13 protein-coding genes are annotated in these 15,664 nt (G+C 63.9%); 9 read left to right on the top strand and 4 right to left on the bottom strand.

Annotated features, from left to right (window positions below; genetic code table 11):
- Positions 1-78 precede the first annotated feature (78 nt).
- The 3 genes from P775_RS01625 to P775_RS01615 all read left to right on the top strand — a co-directional run bounded on the left by P775_RS01625 (position 79) and on the right by P775_RS01615 (position 3,732).
- Positions 79-870 carry an alpha/beta hydrolase gene (locus tag P775_RS01625; RefSeq protein WP_099909359.1) on the top strand — a complete coding sequence of 264 codons (792 nt, stop codon included), beginning with the start codon at positions 79-81 and terminating at the stop codon, positions 868-870.
- Between the two features lie 229 nt (positions 871-1,099).
- On the top strand, positions 1,100-2,305 hold the full coding sequence (locus P775_RS01620; protein WP_099909358.1) for a M24 family metallopeptidase: 1,206 nt from the start codon (positions 1,100-1,102) through the stop codon (positions 2,303-2,305).
- A gap of 239 nt (positions 2,306-2,544) precedes the next feature.
- A complete protein-coding gene (locus P775_RS01615) occupies positions 2,545-3,732 on the top strand; it encodes a GAF domain-containing sensor histidine kinase (protein WP_099909322.1) in 1,188 nt (395 codons plus the stop codon).
- A gap of 33 nt (positions 3,733-3,765) precedes the next feature.
- Here the strand turns inward: P775_RS01615 and P775_RS01610 are convergent, their stop codons facing one another.
- The gene (locus P775_RS01610) at positions 3,766-4,101 is read right to left on the bottom strand and encodes a cupin domain-containing protein (RefSeq protein ID WP_099909321.1); all 336 of its coding nucleotides are present in this window, start codon (positions 4,099-4,101) and stop codon (positions 3,766-3,768) included.
- Between the two features lie 174 nt (positions 4,102-4,275).
- On the opposite strand from P775_RS01610, the gene P775_RS01605 reads away from it, so the two are divergent.
- Positions 4,276-4,620, top strand: coding sequence for an antibiotic biosynthesis monooxygenase family protein (locus tag P775_RS01605; RefSeq protein WP_099909357.1), 345 nt, complete (start codon positions 4,276-4,278; stop codon positions 4,618-4,620).
- A 199-nt stretch (positions 4,621-4,819) separates the two neighbouring features.
- Positions 4,820-6,073 carry an exopolysaccharide biosynthesis GT4 family glycosyltransferase EpsE gene (epsE, locus tag P775_RS01600; protein ID WP_099909320.1) on the top strand — a complete coding sequence of 418 codons (1,254 nt, stop codon included), beginning with the start codon at positions 4,820-4,822 and terminating at the stop codon, positions 6,071-6,073.
- 90 nt (positions 6,074-6,163) lie between these two features.
- Here the strand turns inward: epsE and P775_RS01595 are convergent, their stop codons facing one another.
- The gene (locus P775_RS01595) at positions 6,164-7,426 is read right to left on the bottom strand and encodes a SulP family inorganic anion transporter (RefSeq protein WP_099909319.1); all 1,263 of its coding nucleotides are present in this window, start codon (positions 7,424-7,426) and stop codon (positions 6,164-6,166) included.
- A gap of 290 nt (positions 7,427-7,716) precedes the next feature.
- The gene (locus tag P775_RS01590) at positions 7,717-10,179 is read right to left on the bottom strand and encodes a mechanosensitive ion channel domain-containing protein (protein ID WP_099909356.1); all 2,463 of its coding nucleotides are present in this window, start codon (positions 10,177-10,179) and stop codon (positions 7,717-7,719) included.
- Positions 10,180-10,425: 246 nt separating this feature from the next.
- Here P775_RS01590 and P775_RS01585 point away from each other — a divergent pair, with 246 nt between their 5' ends.
- Genes P775_RS01585 through P775_RS01570 form a run of 4 tightly spaced genes read left to right on the top strand, consistent with a single transcriptional unit; the run spans position 10,426 to position 14,752 of the window.
- Positions 10,426-11,538, top strand: a complete 1,113-nt coding sequence (locus tag P775_RS01585; RefSeq protein WP_180287282.1) for an ABC transporter permease — start codon at positions 10,426-10,428, stop codon at positions 11,536-11,538.
- Between the two features lie 2 nt (positions 11,539-11,540).
- A complete protein-coding gene (locus tag P775_RS01580; RefSeq protein WP_099909317.1) occupies positions 11,541-12,362 on the top strand; it encodes an ABC transporter ATP-binding protein in 822 nt (273 codons plus the stop codon).
- Between the two features lie 3 nt (positions 12,363-12,365).
- A complete protein-coding gene (locus P775_RS01575) occupies positions 12,366-14,102 on the top strand; it encodes an MCE family protein (RefSeq protein WP_099909316.1) in 1,737 nt (578 codons plus the stop codon).
- An 8-nt stretch (positions 14,103-14,110) separates the two neighbouring features.
- Positions 14,111-14,752, top strand: a complete 642-nt coding sequence (locus P775_RS01570; RefSeq protein WP_099909315.1) for an ABC-type transport auxiliary lipoprotein family protein — start codon at positions 14,111-14,113, stop codon at positions 14,750-14,752.
- An 8-nt stretch (positions 14,753-14,760) separates the two neighbouring features.
- Here the strand turns inward: P775_RS01570 and cobA are convergent.
- Positions 14,761-15,664 (bottom strand): uroporphyrinogen-III C-methyltransferase (gene cobA / locus P775_RS01565; RefSeq protein WP_143520770.1); only part of this gene is annotated, 904 nt, incomplete at its 5' end.

The following is a 15,664-nucleotide window of genomic DNA, read 5'->3' as shown; positions in this document are numbered from 1 at the left end:
GTCTGTCTCCGGTTTTGATGCGGCGTCGTGGGCATCGTCTGTTATGGCTATGGTCCAGAAGCCACGATGGGGGAAGTTATGGACCTGGACGACGCGTATGACAATGTCAGCTATATTCCTGACGCGGCGGGTTACGAGCCGCGCTGGAGTGCCGCCGCAGACGCCTTTCGCAAGCGGATGGCGGTGCCGGGGCGGGCGCGGCTGGGAGTGATGTATGGGCATGGAACGCGCCAGGCTATGGATCTGTTCCTGCCGGATGCGCCCCCTGCCGGTCTGACGGTGTTCGTGCACGGCGGCTACTGGCGGCGGTTCGATCGGGCGCTGTTTTCGCATTTCGCGTCGGGCGTTCTGGCGCATGGGCAGGCGGTGATGATGCCGTCCTATGATCTGGTGCCCCGTGTGCGCATTTCCGACATTGCGCGTCAAGTGGCACAGGCGATCACCGTGGCCGCACATGAAATCCCCGGGCCGCTGCGGCTGGTCGGGCATTCTGCGGGCGGGCATCTGGTGGCGCGGATGCTGGCGCCCGGGATGCTGGAGAGGGACGTGCGCCAGCGGCTGGTGCATGTCATGCCGATCTCACCGGTGTCCGACCTGCGCCCGCTGGTCGAGACGCGGATGAACGTGGATTTTCAGCTGGATAAGGCCGAGGCGAAGGCCGAAAGCCCGATCTATCAGCCCGTGCCCGAGATGCCCGTGACCGTCTGGGTGGGGTCCGAGGAACGCCCTGCTTTCCTTGATCAGGCGCAATGGCTGGCCGAGGTCTGGGACTGTGGTCATGTGGTCGAACCGGGGCAGCACCATTTCGATGTGATCGACAGCCTGCTGGACCCCGAAAGTGTGATGGTGCGGACGCTGCTGGAATTCTAGGCGCCTGTGGCGGGCGTCGTGTTTGCGTATTTGGAAAGAGAAGAAGCACACTTGCGCGATGCGATGTTCCGGCCTAACGCTGGGCGCGAAGCGGGGCGATGGCGTCGCCACTTGGGGTGCGCCCCACGCGCTTTGTTCCAGTCCTGCACGCCGGGACCTTTCTGTGCCGTCACGCGGTGGGGTCAGGTTTCACAACACCCCCAAAGGCGGCATGCTTCTGGAGGGTCACATGACACAACGTCCTGAATTCTATCGCTTTCACAATGGTGAAAAGGTCGCTTTGCCGTTTGCGGCAGAGGAATACGAGGCGCGGCTGGCCGGGCTGCGCAGCATCATGGAGACGCTCGGCGTCACCGCCTGCGTCTTCACCTCGATGCACAACATCGCCTATTATTCGGGGTTTCTGTACTGCAGTTTCGGGCGGCCCTATGGGCTTGTCGTGACATCGACCGAATCTGTCACGATTTCGGCAGGGATCGACGCGGGGCAGCCGTGGCGGCGCTGTCAAGGCGACAACATCACCTATACCGACTGGCAGCGCGACAATTTCTGGCGGGCGATCCTGTCGGTCACCGGCACCGGCCAAGTGATTGGTTTCGAAGAGGATCATCTGACGCTGCAGGGTCTGGCCAAGCTTGACGCGTTTCTGGCGCCCTCGCGCAAGGTGGCGGTGCATGAGGCCACGATGCGCCAGCGGATGCACAAATCGCCCGCCGAAATCGCCCTGATCCGCGAGGGCGCGCGGGTCGCGGACGTGGGGGGATACGCCATAAAAGACGCGATCCGCCAAGGGGTTAGAGAGATCGACGTGGCCATGGCAGGGCGGGATGCGATGGAGGTCGAGATTGCGCGGGCGTTTCCGGGGGCCGAGTATCGCGACACCTGGGTGTGGTTTCAGTCGGGGCTGAACACCGATGGGGCTCATAATCCGGTCACCGGGCGGGTGCTGGAACGCGGCGATATTCTGTCGCTGAACACCTTCCCCATGATCTCGGGGTATTACACCGCGCTGGAGCGGACCCTGTTTGTGGGAGAGGTCGATGATGCCTCGCTCAAGGTCTGGGAGGCGAATGTGGCGACGCATGAATTTGGCATGTCGCTGCTGAAGCCCGGAGCAAGCTGTTCTGAAATCACACATAAAATCAATGACTTCCTCGCAGATCGGGACCTGTTGCAATACCGGACTTTTGGCTATGGCCATTCCTTCGGGGTGCTGTCGCATTTCTACGGCCGGGAGGCGGGGCTGGAGCTGCGCGAGGATATCGACACGGTGCTGGAGCCGGGCATGGTCATTTCGATGGAGCCGATGCTGACGATTCCGGCGGGTCAGCCGGGTGCCGGGGGCTACCGCGAACATGACATTCTGGTGGTCACAGAAGACGGGGCCGAGGACATCACACACTACCCCTATGGCCCCGGTTTCAACGTCGTCTGAGGGGACTGGAAGCCGTATGGAAAGCGTATGGTTTGCGTATGGCTGTCATCCGGCAGCTGAGACACATCAGGGCGCGCGGTTTTCGCGCGCCCTGAGCGAGAGTGGCGGATGCCGAGCACCCTGCGCGCCCCGAGGTCAGTTGGGTCGCTATGGTGGGGGTGGATTGCAATTTCCCGAGGCGCGTTTAGAATTGTTACAAACTATTCTCATGTCATGGATTTGCACGCTTGGACACTCTTATGGCCGCGGAACCCCACCCGTTCCAAGCGGATATTGACGCAATCGGACGCAGCCCCCAGGTGCCTGTCATCCTTGAAACCGTGTTGCTGGCCACCGGCATGGGCTTTGCCGCGGTGGCGCGGGTGACAGACTCGCGCTGGGTGACCTGCCGCGCGCTGGACACAATGGCGTTCGGCCTGCACCCGGGCAGTGAGCTGGAGGTGGAAAGCACGCTGTGCCATCAGGTCCGCGAATCGGAGTCGGAGATCGTCATCGACGATGCCGCCAACGATGAGGTGTATCGCGACCATCACACACCTGCGCGCTACGGGCTGCGCAGCTATATCTCGGTCCCGATCACGCGGGCGGACGGGCGGTTTTTCGGCACGCTCTGCGCGATTGATCCCGCCCCGCGCAAGCTGAGCGATCCGCGGGTGCTGTCGATGTTCCGGATGTTCGCGGCGCTGATCGGTCAGGGGCTGGATGCGGATGAACAGCTGCGCCAGTCCGAAGAGGCGGTGGAACGCGAGCGCCATCTGTCCGAGGTGCAGGAGCGGTTCATCGCGATTCTGGCCCATGATCTGCGCAACCCGGTCAGCGTTCTGAATGCCGGGTTCCGGATGCTGGACCGCACCGGGCTGAGCGAAAAGGGCCAGAACATCGCGACGCTGATGCGCGGATCGGTGCAGCGCATGTCGGATCTGATCGAGAATCTGCTGTATGCCGCGCGGTCCCGGCAGGGCGGCGGGATCGAGATCGTGCCGCAGCTGACCGGCGATCTGGCCGTGACGCTGCAGGAGATCATCGCCGAGCTGGACGCCGTATCACCCGAGGTGGAGATTCTGGCGGATATCGATCTGCCGGAGCAGGTGCGATGTGACCGCGCGCGGCTGGCACAGATGGTGTCCAACCTTCTGGGCAATGCCGTCACCCACGGCGCGCAGGGCGAGGAGATCCGCGTCACGGCGCGGGTGCGCGACGGAGCGCTGGTCATTGCGGTCGCAAACCGGGGCGAGCCGATTCCGCCAGAGATGATCGCAACGCTGTTCCAGCCGTTCGAGCAGCTGTCGGACCGCCCCCGCGGCAGAGGTCTGGGGCTGGGTCTCTATATCTCGTCCGAGATTGCGAAGGGCCATGGCGGGGTGCTGGATGTCACTGCCAGCGAAGGCTGGACGGTGTTCACCTTTAGCATGCCCGACGCAGTCTGAGGCCTATGGGCGCGCCCGGTGGGGTGCGCCGGGTCAGAGGCGGATGACGTAATCCTTTGTGGTGGTTTCCAGCACCTCCCAGGTGCCGGTGAAGCCGGGGCGCAGGATGAAGCTGTCGCCTGCGGTGTAGGTCTGGGGCGGCTGGCCGGTTTCGGTCAGGATCGAGACCCCCGAGAGGATGCGGCAGTATTCCCATTCGTCATAAGAGACGTGCCATTTGCCCGGGGTCGCCCGCCAGATGCCGCAATAAAGGCCGTCGGCCGATTCGAGGTTCCAGGTGGTGAACTGCGGATCGCCTGAAATCAGCCGGTCGGGCGCGGGGGAGTCATGTTCGGCGGGAACAGAGGGGCTGACGGGGAGGATGTGCATGGGGGCTCCGGTGCTGTGCACTGTCATCTGGCGGTGATTTCGGCCCGGGCGCAAGGGGGCTCTGCCCCCCGCCCTGCGGGCGTCCCCCGGGATATTTGGGGGGCAGATGAAGGGTTCAGCTTGTCAGAGCGGGCCGGTCTGCGCAGGGTGCGCGCAGGTTTTGAGGAGAACATCATGATCGCGATCATATTCGAAGTGATTCCGGCGGAGGGGCGCCGCGAGGAATACCTTGATATCGCTGCGGCCATGCGGCCGATGGTGGAAGAGGTCGAAGGCTTTCTGTCGGTCGAGCGGTTCCAGAGCCTGACCACCCCGGGCAAGCTGCTGTCGATCAGCTATTTCGAGGATGAGGCGGCGGTGGCGCGCTGGCGCTGCCTGCACGCCCATCGCGGGGCACAAAGCCGTGGCCGCGCCGGGGTGTTTTCCGATTACACGCTGAAGGTGTGCCACGTGATCCGAGACTACGGCATGTTTGAGCGCGCGCAGGCGCCGCAGGACAGTCTGGCCGAGCACGGCTGAGGCGCGGATTCGCCCAAGCGGCGCCGGCGGGCGCAATCGCGCGCCTGTCAGAACGTACCAAACGGGCCACACATTTCAAAAATCCGCCCTCTCTGCGCCAGGGCTGGGTCAGTACCCTATGGTCATTTCCCGCAATGATCTAAAACCTGCCGACATATGTCGTGCTGCTGCGACAGGTAAAATCATCAGAGGCCGACGTTTGGGACATCCTTTGCGGATCGGGTATCTTGTTCCGCGTTTTCCGGGACAGAGCCATATCTATTTCTGGCGCGACATTCGGGCGCTTGAGGCATTGGGGCACCATGTCGATGTGTTGTCGTCGACGCCGCCGCCCGAGCCGCTGCTGGCGGTTGGCTGGGCCGAAGAGGCGATCGCGCGCACCACCTTTCTGGGCGGGATAAATGTTCCTGCGGCTTTGGGCGGCTTCGCGCGGCTGCTGCCGCGCGGTCTGCCGCTGTGGATGGCGCAGGGCGGGTTAGGGTTTTCACGCGATGCGCTGCTGACCCTGTCGGCGGCTCAGCAGCTGCTGAGCCGCGCCCGGGCAGAGCGGCTGGAGCATATCCATGTGCAGTCCTGCGGGCGGGCGGCGGTGATCGCAGCCCTGGCGCGGCGCATGGGCGGGCCGCGGTATTCGCTGATGCTGCATGGTCCGCTGTCCGGGCAGGGTCCCGGGCAACGGTTCAAATGGCAGGGCGCTGGGTTTGGCGCAGTCCTCACGCAGCAGCTGTGGATGGAACTGCAGGCCGCTTTGGACGGCGCGCTGCCCGAACGGGTCGGCATTGCGCCAGTCGGCGTCGATATCGACGCGCTGAGCCGCACGGCGCCCTATGTGCCCCCCACCCACGGCAAGCCGGTCAAGCTGTTCAGCTGTGCCCGGCTGAGCCCCGAAAAGGGGCATCAGGATCTGTTGCATGCCATGCGCCTGCTGCTGGATCAGGGTGTGGATGTGCGTCTGGAAATCGCGGGCGAGGATGAGGACGGCGGCACGGGCTTCCGGCTAGTTCTGGAAAAGCAGCTGAAGGATCAGCACCTGCGCGATCACGTGAAACTGCTGGGGGCGATCAGCCCCGATGCGGTGCGCGAAAAGCTGATGGACAGCCAGATCTTTGCGCAGGCGAGCTGGCAGGAGCCGCTGGGCATGGCCTGCATGGAGGCGATGGCCTGTGGCGTGCCATGCATCGCGACCGAGGCCGGCGGTGTGCCAGAGCTGATCGAGGACGGCGTTTCGGGGCGGCTGGTGCCGCCGCGCAATCCGCGGATGATGGCGCAGGCGATCCGCGATCTGTCCAACGACCCAGAGGCCGCGATGCGCCTGTCGCTGGGGGGCCGTGCCCGGGTCGAGGCGCAGTTCACCCTGGCGCAGACGGCGGCGGTTCTGTCGGCGGAAATCCTGCGCCTGAGGCCTGCGACACAGGCGGTCAAGACGGAGAACATCACGGCGAAAGAGGTCTGAGGGCCTCCTAACCCGGATCTGACGTCGCAGCCTTTCTGCGGCATCCCGCAACGCCCCAGAGCGGGTGCGTTGAGATGGGTCCAGCAGGCGTCAGTGATCCGGCGTGGACCATTCCTTGGGCGGGACCTTTTGACGGCGCAGGCGCAGCGCAAGGCCGATGGCGACACCGACACCGATAGCGACGGTGAGATCGGCAAAGACCGTCAGCACCATGGTCAGAAGCAGCAGAATGCGGTCAGACATGCGTTCGCGCATGTAGCCGCGCCATTTGTGCGGCTCGCTCATGTTCCAGGCGGTCAGGATCAGCAGACCAGCCAGTGCGGGCATCGCCATGTATCCGGCCAGGGGGGCAGCCACCAGCATCACCAGCAGGATGGTCAGGGCATGCACCATGCCCGCCACGGGCGTCTTGCCACCCGCGCGCACGTTGGTTGCGGTGCGGGCGATGGCGCCGGTTGCGGGCAGCCCGCCAAACAGCGCAGAGCCGATATTGGCGCAGCCCTGAGCGAGCACTTCGGCATTCGGGCGGTAATGGCCGCCGATCATCCGGTCCGCGACGGCCGCAGACAGAAGCGATTCGACGCCGGCCAGAAAGGCGATGACAAAGGCCGAGGGCAGCAGTTCGATAACCCTCGCGAAGGTGATTTCGGGAAAGCCAGGGAGCGGCAGCGTGTTGGGCAGAGCCCCGAAGCGAGAAAAGATCGTGTCGACCGGCAGGATCGCCAGCGCCACGCAGGCCGAGGTGAGGCCGACCGCGACGATCAGCCCGGGAAATTTGGGCGCAAGGCGGCGCAGCACGACGATCAGCACCATCGTGGCCAGCCCGATCAGCAGCGCGGGCGGGCTGAACGTGTCGCGGGCGGACCAGAGCGCTGTGATCTTGCCCACAAATTCGGCGGGAAGTTCTGCCACCGACAGGCCGAACAGATCCTTGATCTGGCTGGTGGCGATGATGATCGCGATGCCGACGGTAAAGCCGTTGATCACCGGTTCGGGCACATAAGCGACAAGGCTGCCCGCGCGCAGGAAGCCCGCGATCAGCATGATGATCCCGGCCATCAAAGTGGCCAGGACAAGGCCGTCATAGCCATGCTGCACAATGACGCCGAAGACGACGACAATGAAGGCACCAGTGGGGCCACCGATCTGCACCCGACTGCCACCAAGCAGCGAAATCAGGAAACCACCGACAATCGCGGTGATCAGCCCCTTTTCCGGGGTTGCGCCCGAGGCGACGGCAATGGCGATGCTGAGCGGCAGCGCAACCATGGCAACGGTCACACCGGCGAGGAGATCACTGACCAGCTGATGCCGGTCATAGAGCGGAAGCGTGGTAAGGATTTTGGGTTTCATGCATTGATCATTGCGCCCTTTCGGAGCCCGGCACAATGGGAGTTGCCGGGGAGGGTGCCGGGGGCGTGCGCTGACGCCGGCTGATCCGGGGCCGATGCAGACAGGGCGGCGCGGTTCCCCACGCCGCCCTGTCCGGTGGACTGTGTTTTCAGGCGATTATCGCGGCCTTGCGCAATCGGCGAGGCGCCTTACAGCGTTTCGGGTTAAACTTGGATCGGATATTCGCTGTCTTCCCCCTTGGTAGAACGCGAAATCCGATGCCCTTTGCCGCAGGTTAAACCCGAAACACCTCAACGGTCGTCAAAGCTGTCTTCGTCATCAGCATCGGTGGCGAGCCGCTTGTTGACCTTGTTCTGCGACTCTTGGCTGGGCTGCTCTTTGGCAGGCTGTGCCGCGACCGCCTCTTGCTGCACCTCGGCATCTTCGATGCGGATGGGCTGGGTGGTGCCATCCTTGGCCTCGCCAAAGAAGATGGTCTGATGCGGGAAGGGAATTTCGATTCCGCGCTCGTCAAAGATCGTCTTGAGGATCTCGTTATAGGCGCGGCCCACGCCCCACTGGCTGCCCGGCAGAGTCTTGATCCGGGCGCGGCAGACCACCGCGCTGTCACCAAAGGAGTTGAGACCGAACCATTCGAGATCGGCAGTGATCAGCTTGCCCTGATCCGGGTCGCTGCGCAGCTGGTCAAAGCCGTCGAGCATGGCCTGCTTCACCTCGGACACATTCTCGCGGTAGGCGACGCCCATGTCACAGACAAAGTACGAGAAGTCGCGGGTGTAGTTGCTGACCATATCCACCGAAGAGAAGGGGATGATGTGGAACACGCCGTTCACATCCCGCAGCGAGACAGAGCGCACGGTCAGCTTTTCCACGCCACCCGTGGTGCCGCCCACGGTGATCACGTCGCCGACGTTGATCGCGTTTTCGAACTGGATGAAGACACCTGTGATGATGTCCTGCACCAGTTTCTGGGCACCGAAACCGATGGCCAGACCCAGCACCCCGGCAGAGGCCAGAAGCGGGCCGATATTAAGGCCGATTTCAGCAAGGCAGAACATGATCGTCAGGATGAAGATCGCAATGGTCGCGGCGTTGCGCAGCAGGCTGAGCAGCGTCTTTTCCCGCGCGGTGGGGATGGTTCCGTAATCCGGGTTCAGGCGGAAATCGACCCAGGAGGTCATGGCGAGCCAGAGGCCATAGGCCACCATCAGCACGAGGAAGACCGAGATGACATTGCCGGTCATGGACATGCCGATCTGGCTTTCCATCCAGCCGCGCAGCCCGACCAGCCCGATCACGTCAAAGATATAGAGCACAACCAGCAGGGCCACAAAATAGCGCAGCAAAAGCAGCACGCGCGGCACGAACTGGTTCAGCCGGGGCTGCAGCAGCGGCAGCTTCTTGTTCAGCTCATCCGGCAGGAAGATGCCGCTGGAAATCGTCTTGGAAATGGCGCCGGTGATGGCCGAGGCCAGCAGAACCGCCAGCGCGATCTTGCCCGAGGCGGCAAGGTAGCCCATCACGACATCGGTTGGCTGGCTCATCACCACGATGAACATGAAGCCCAGATAGGCCAGCGCGAACCAGTGCCAGTGCCGCACGAAGGGGCCAAGGATGCCCTGAATCTTGCGCTCGGCCTCTTCGATGAGGTCGGGGCCGTCGCTGTCCGGCGCCCCCTCGGCGCCGGTGTCGGCGGTGACGGTTGGCGGGGCAATGCGGTCGTGCAGCCAGCGGGCCACGCGAGCGCGGTTCACCACCACGGAGACGATCAGCCAGAGCAGCACAATCACCGACAGCAGCGCCGAGACGGCAACGCCGGCGGCGGGAGAGACGCTTTGATTGATGATCGGCACGATCAGCAGCTGGCCATAGCCCAGAATGCTGACCACCACATTCGCCAGGCGGTTGAGCTTGCGCGCGGCGGTGTTGCTGAGCGGGATGAGCCGCAGACCGCGGGACGAGGGCGAAAGCAGGGCACGCATGGCGACCTTGACCATCTCGACCAGCAAGAAGGCGTTGAGATAGAGCGACTGGCGGAAATCGATCTGGCCGAATTCGCCCAGCGCGAGCGTTGTGACCGCATAGCCGATGGCCCAGGCGATCACGACCGTCAGCGTGTCCATCAGCACAGAGCCTGCAAACCGCAGGGCGTTGCCCACGAAAGAGCCGTTCTGCGAGCGTTTTCCCAGCCGTTTGAACAGGGGAATGGTCAGCGCGCGCAGGGTCAGAAAGACCACCACCGTCATCACGATGACCAGCAGCAGGCTTTGTCCCGCCTCTAGCAATACCGCGAGTTCGCCGCCCTGCAGGCCATTGAACACGCTGCCGGCATTCTGGAGGCTGTTCCAGGTGAACAGCACCTGAGCAGCGGCGGTTTCGGCAATGCTTTGCGTGATCAGCGCGATCTTTCCACCAAGAGAGACGATGCTGTCTTCGAGCACGCCCGCGCCATCGGTCGCGTTTTCGACGGCGGTGTCCACGATGCCCTGATCAGCCCCGGACGTATCGGATGGCGTTTCAGCGCCGGAGGCAGATGTCTGTTTTTCAAGTTCGGAGATGAGTCTGCTGCGGGCGGTGTCGTCCTGCAGCACATCGAGCAGTGCCTTGAGCGGGTCAGCGGGTGTTTCAGAGGCGGTAGCGCCATCCTGAGCAGAGGACTCCTCGGTGGCTTGGGTGGCGGGCAGAAGGCCCTGTGCGGACAGCGATGCAGGAGAGGTCATCAGAAGGGTGATGGCCATAAAAAGGCCGAGCATCCCCTGAACAACAGCGGACGACAAACGGTTCGAAAATTGCACTACTCGGGCCTCTTTTTTTGCACATGCCATGTGCATAACGCGCCAAGGGCCGCTTGGTTGCCATTTTCCTGAGGAATTGTCCAATGCGCCCGGATTCACCACCGGGCGTAACGCGCCTTACGCTCGGCGGCAACCCGTGCTAGGACGACCTCTTAAGGCGCAGTCGAACAGGCCCTGCAGTGCAATATGCCCCAAAACCCTGACATGGATATTGATATCACGACGTCGGGATCGCCGGTCAGGCTGGTCCTGCGCGGCGCGTTGACCATTGCGCAGGTGAGTGGCCTGACCCGGCGTCTGGACACGATTGATGCGACGGCGCCGGTTGTGGCCGATCTGTCCGGCCTTGAGCGGATGGATACGGCGGGTGCCTGGGCGCTGGTCACGCTGCGCACGCGGCTGGAACAGGCCGGTCAGTCACTGGAGATATCCGGTGCCAGCGATCAGCTGGTGAGCCTGCTGAAAACCGTCACCGACGCCCTGCCCCAGCCCGAGACCGAAGCGCGCCACCCCACCACCCTTCGCACGCGGATCGAGGCGGTTGGCAAGGCGGTCGTGCAGACGGCGCAGTTCCTGCTGGCGCTGATCAGCTTTTTCGGGCTGTTTCTGGCGCGGCTGGCACGGGCTGTGCGGCACCCGTCGGAATTCCGCCTGACGGCGCTGGTGCATCACTGCGAAGATGTCGGCCTGCGCGCCGTGCCCATCGTGGCGCTGATGTCGTTTCTGATCGGGATCGTTCTGGCGTTTCAGGGGTCGAGCCAGCTGCGCCAGTTCGGGGCAGAGGTCTATGTGGTCAATCTGCTGGCCATTTCGATCCTGCGCGAGTTGGGAATCCTGCTGACCTCGATCATCGTGGCGGGGCGGACGGCGTCAGCCTTTACCGCGGCCATCGGGTCGATGAAGATGCGCGAAGAGATCGACGCCATGCGCACGCTGGGACTTGACCCGGCGATGGTGCTGTTCGTGCCACGCATTCTGGCGCTGATCCTGATGCTGCCGATCCTTGGACTTGTCTCGGATGTCATGGGGTTGTTGGGCGGCGGGCTGATGGCCTGGGTCGACCTTGGCATTTCGCCGGCCATGTTCGTCACCCGGCTGGTCGAAGGCACCGACATCAGCCACGTGGCGGTCGGCATGATCAAGGCGCCGTTCTTTGCGGTGATCATCGGCATTGTCGGCTGTCATGCCGGGATGCAGGTCCAGAGCAATGCGGAATCGCTGGGCCGGATGACATCAAGTGCGGTGGTCACGGCAATCTTTGCGGTGATCGTGGCGGACGCGGTGTTTTCCGTCTTTTTCGCACAGATCGGGATGTGAGCATGAACCAGACCCCCGAAAACTCTGGCAGAGAGGTCGCGATCCGGCTGCGCGGCATCCGCAACCAGTTCGGCAGCCATGTGGTGCATGACGATCTGGATCTGGACGTCTACCGGGGCGAGATTCTGGGCGTTGTAGGCGGGTCGGGCACCGGCAAATCGGTGCTGCTGCGCACGATCTGCGGGCTGCAGACCCCAAGTGCCGGCACAATCGAGGTGCTGGGCACGGATGTGCGCACGGCGGATGAAGATACCCGCGTCGATCTGGAACACCGCTGGGGCGTGATGTTTCAGGATGGTGCGCTGTTTTCATCGCTGAACGTGCGCGAGAATGTCGAGGTGCCGATGCGCGCGGTGGCGGGGCTGGACCCGCATCTGCGCAGCGCACTTGCGGACCTCAAGGTGTCGATGGTCGGCCTGCCCTATCTGGCGGGGGACAAGTTCCCGTCCGAGCTGTCGGGGGGCATGCGCAAGCGGGCCGGGCTTGCCCGTGCGCTGGCGCTGGACCCCGAACTGCTGTTCCTGGATGAGCCCACGGCGGGGCTGGACCCCATCGGCGCTGCGGATTTCGACACGCTGATCCGCAGCTTGAGCCTTTCACTAGGATTAACTGTTTTTCTGGTAACTCATGACCTTGATACCCTGCATGCAACCTGCGATCGCATTGCCGTGCTTGCGGAAAAGAAGGTGCTTGTCACCGGGACCATGAATGACATGTTGCAGGTGGATCACCCCTGGGTGCACGAATATTTCCACGGCCCGCGCGCCCGTGCGGCGACGGCTTCGGCCGACGAATTGGCGCAAACCGGACAAAAGGAGCGCTGAGCTATGGAAACACGCGCCAATTACCTGCTGATCGGGATCTTTACCCTGGCCGGGCTGACCGGCATCCTGGCCTTTTTCCTGTGGTTCGCGCAGCTGCAGCTGGACCGGCAGTTTGCCTATTACGACGTGGCCTTCACCTCTGTTTCGGGGCTGTCGAATGCGTCGGATGTGCGCTTTAGCGGGCTGCCGGTGGGTCAGGTCGTGGACGTGACCCTGTCACCCGAACGCGACGGCACGATCACCGTCCGCATCGAGGTGGATGCCGACACCCCGGTGCGCGCCGACAGCATTGCCACAATCGAATCCCAAGGTGTGACCGGTGTGTCCTATGTCGGCATCAGCGCGGGCACGCCAGAGGCACCGCTGGTCGCACCCGCCGAGGGCGAGATTCCGCATATCCAGCCGGGCCGTTCTACCCTGCAGACGCTGTCCGAAGATGCGCCCAAGATCCTGTCAGAGACGCTGAAGGTGGTTCAAGGCCTTGGCGCCATCCTGAACGGCGAAAACCGTGACCGGATCAGCAACATCCTGCAGAATGTCGAAAACGCGTCGGATGATTTTGCCACCACCTTGCAGAGCTTTTCCAATGTGACGGAATCCGTTTCGGGCTTTGCCGGTCAGATCGACCGGTTCAACGGCACGCTTGAGACCCTGACCGGTGATCTGTCGCGGGTGCTGAACACCGCCAACAGCACGCTGACCTCGATCAACGAACTGTCCGAACAGGCCAAGGGTGTGCTGGACGAGGGCACAAAGACGCTGGATGCCGCGACGGGCACCTTCACCACCGCCAACGGCTATCTGTCCAACGATCTGCCCGAGCTGACAGCGGAACTGCAGCTGACGGTGACCGATCTGCGCGCGCAGGTTGACACGGTGCGCCAGGATGCCAGCCGGATGCTGAACACGTTCAACGACACTGGCCTTGCCGCCACGGCCCGTCTGACAGAGGCGCGCAAGATCCTGTCCGACACCGAGACGATGATTGCGAACCTCGAAAGCACGCTGACCACCATGGACGAGGCCTCTGTCAGTTTTCAGGATCTGATGGAAAAAGACGCCTATGACATGATCACCGAGGCCCGCAGCATGATCGGCGGCGCCACCCAGGCGCTGGAGTCGATCAACGCGATGACCGAAAACGACATGCCGGCCATCATCGCCAACATCAAGACCGCCACCGCCACCGCAAGCCAGGTGATCCGCGATGTCGGTCAGAACCTGACCGATGCGTCGGGCCGGGTCGAGACGCTGTCGGCCAGCGCCGAGGGCACGCTGAATCAGGTGACCGACACCTTTGCCAGGGCCAATGACACGCTGGATGCGGTCAATTCGGCGCTGGCCGTGGGCGAGGATGCACTGGGCGCGGCGACGCGGGCCTTTGACGGAGCGGACCGGGTGATCAACGACGATATTTCGGGCATCACCGCCGATCTGCGCACGGCGATCGGCAAGCTGAACGGCGCGATTGATCAGGTGTCGAGTGATATCCCCGAGATTTCGGCGGACCTGCGTGCCGCCAGCCGCGCAGCCGAGCAGACCTTTGCCGAGGTGCAGCGCGTGGTCGAAGCCTCTGGCGGGGCGATCAGCGACTTTGCCAACACCGGCCTGCCGCTGTACAGTCGGCTTGCATCCGAGGCGCGGACGCTGATCGACAATCTCAACCGGCTGACAACCAGCATTCAGCGCGACCCGGCGCGATTCTTCCTGAACAAGTCGACCCCCGATTTCAGACGATGAGGTGCTTCATGACCGTCCATTCTTTGATCCTGCGTGCCTCTGCCCTGTGTCTTGGCCTGTTGGGGCTGGCGGGCTGTTCGGCGATCACGGCCATTTCGGATGTAACCGTGCCGCTGGATGTCTATGAGCTGCGCGCGCCCGAGGACATGCCGACAGCGCGGGGCACTTCTCTGCCCCTGTCGGTGACAATCGAAACGCCAACCACCGGCGGCGCCTTACAGACCGACCGGATCATGATCCGCCCCGACCCCTATCAGGCGCAATATCTGCCCGGCGTGCGCTGGTCCGAGGATGTGCCGCAGCTGGTGCAGACGCTGATGATGCGCGCGCTCGAACGGACGCAGGCGGTGCGCTATGTCGGGCGCACGCCGCTGGGCGCGGGCGGGGATTATGCCATTCTGACCGAGATCACGGATTTTCAGGCCGAAGCCGGTGCGGAGGGTGCGCCGGTGGTGATCCGCTTGCGGATGGTGGCCAACCTGATCCGCGAAAGCGATGTTCAGATCGTCGCGAGCCGCACGTTCAGCGGGACGGCGCAATCGCCGACGTCGAACGTCGGTGATGTGGTGCGTGCCTTTGACGCCGCCAGCGATCTGATGCTGCGCGACTTTGGCACCTGGGCGGCGGGGTCGCTGGGGCGGCGTCTCTAAAGGCCGGCTCAGGCGGTCAGGCGCAGGGGTGCCTGTGCCACGGCGGGCACGGATTTCGGCCAGGAGACCATGATCACCGCGCAGCCGGTGACCTGTTCGCGGGCCAGCGTGGCGGGGAGCGTGCCAACCGTCGTCTCAACGAAGCGCTGCCCGTGCTGCGTCACCTTGACGGCGATGGTCACGGGCAGGTCTGACGGCATCCCGTTGGCCAGCAGCGCGGCGGTGATGTCCCCGGCATGACCCACCGACATGTAAAACGCGAGCGCGGTGCCGGGGCGGGCGTGGTGCTGCCAGTCCGGCGCCGCATCGCCGTCACGGCACTGGCCGGTGGTCAGGATCAGCGTGTCGGTTTCCCCGCGAATGGTGAGCGAACGGCCCAGCGCCGAAGCTGCGCCCGACACCGCCGTGACGCCGGGCACCAGTTCGATGGGAATGCCGGCGGCGCGGGCGGCCTCACTCTCTTCACTCGCGCGGCCAAAGATTGCCGGATCGCCGGATTTCAGGCGGACCACGCGGCGGCCTTTCTGCGCCTCGGCCACGATCAGCGCGTTGATGCGGTCCTGTGGCCAGGCGGTGGCGCCGACGACCTTGCCCACAAACACCCGTTCCGCATCGCGCCGGGCGAGTTCCAGAACAGAGGGATCGACGAGGCGGTCGTAAAAGATCACATCCGCCTCTTGCAGGCGTTCGACCGCGCGCAGCGTCAGCAAATCGCGTGCGCCGGGGCCTGCGCCGACAAGGGCGATCTGGCCCTGTCTCGGCGTCTTTGGCGCGCCGCCCTGCGCAATGGCGTCCTTGAGCAGCTGTGCGGCGTCGCGTTCGGCGCCGCGCTTGTGGCTGTGCCACGGGGTTTCGTGGAACGCCCAGGCCCAGAAGGCGCGGCGGGCGTCGCGCGGCACCCGGGCGGCGACG

The sequence above is a fragment of the Puniceibacterium antarcticum genome, assembly GCF_002760615.1.
In the GTDB taxonomy this organism is placed as follows: Bacteria; Pseudomonadota; Alphaproteobacteria; order Rhodobacterales; family Rhodobacteraceae; genus Puniceibacterium; species Puniceibacterium antarcticum.
Note: the sequence above shows the minus strand (reverse complement) of the source record. Positions and strands in the feature narration are given on the sequence as shown.

What these genes read in the sequence shown, in the direction of transcription:
- P775_RS01620 (WP_099909358.1), top strand. Translation starts at nt 1,100, where the DNA reads ATGACACAACGTCCTGAATTCTATCGCTTTCACAATGGTGAAAAGGTC.
- P775_RS01585 (WP_180287282.1), top strand. Translation starts at nt 10,426, where the DNA reads ATGGATATTGATATCACGACGTCGGGATCGCCGGTCAGGCTGGTCCTG.
- P775_RS01625 (WP_099909359.1), top strand. Translation starts at nt 79, where the DNA reads ATGGACCTGGACGACGCGTATGACAATGTCAGCTATATTCCTGACGCG.
- P775_RS01580 (WP_099909317.1), top strand. Translation starts at nt 11,541, where the DNA reads ATGAACCAGACCCCCGAAAACTCTGGCAGAGAGGTCGCGATCCGGCTG.
- P775_RS01605 (WP_099909357.1), top strand. Translation starts at nt 4,276, where the DNA reads ATGATCGCGATCATATTCGAAGTGATTCCGGCGGAGGGGCGCCGCGAG.
- P775_RS01575 (WP_099909316.1), top strand. Translation starts at nt 12,366, where the DNA reads ATGGAAACACGCGCCAATTACCTGCTGATCGGGATCTTTACCCTGGCC.
- P775_RS01590 (WP_099909356.1), bottom strand. Translation starts at nt 10,179, where the DNA reads ATGCTCGGCCTTTTTATGGCCATCACCCTTCTGATGACCTCTCCTGCA.
- P775_RS01610 (WP_099909321.1), bottom strand. Translation starts at nt 4,101, where the DNA reads ATGCACATCCTCCCCGTCAGCCCCTCTGTTCCCGCCGAACATGACTCC.
- P775_RS01595 (WP_099909319.1), bottom strand. Translation starts at nt 7,426, where the DNA reads ATGAAACCCAAAATCCTTACCACGCTTCCGCTCTATGACCGGCATCAG.
- P775_RS01570 (WP_099909315.1), top strand. Translation starts at nt 14,111, where the DNA reads ATGACCGTCCATTCTTTGATCCTGCGTGCCTCTGCCCTGTGTCTTGGC.
- P775_RS01615 (WP_099909322.1), top strand. Translation starts at nt 2,545, where the DNA reads ATGGCCGCGGAACCCCACCCGTTCCAAGCGGATATTGACGCAATCGGA.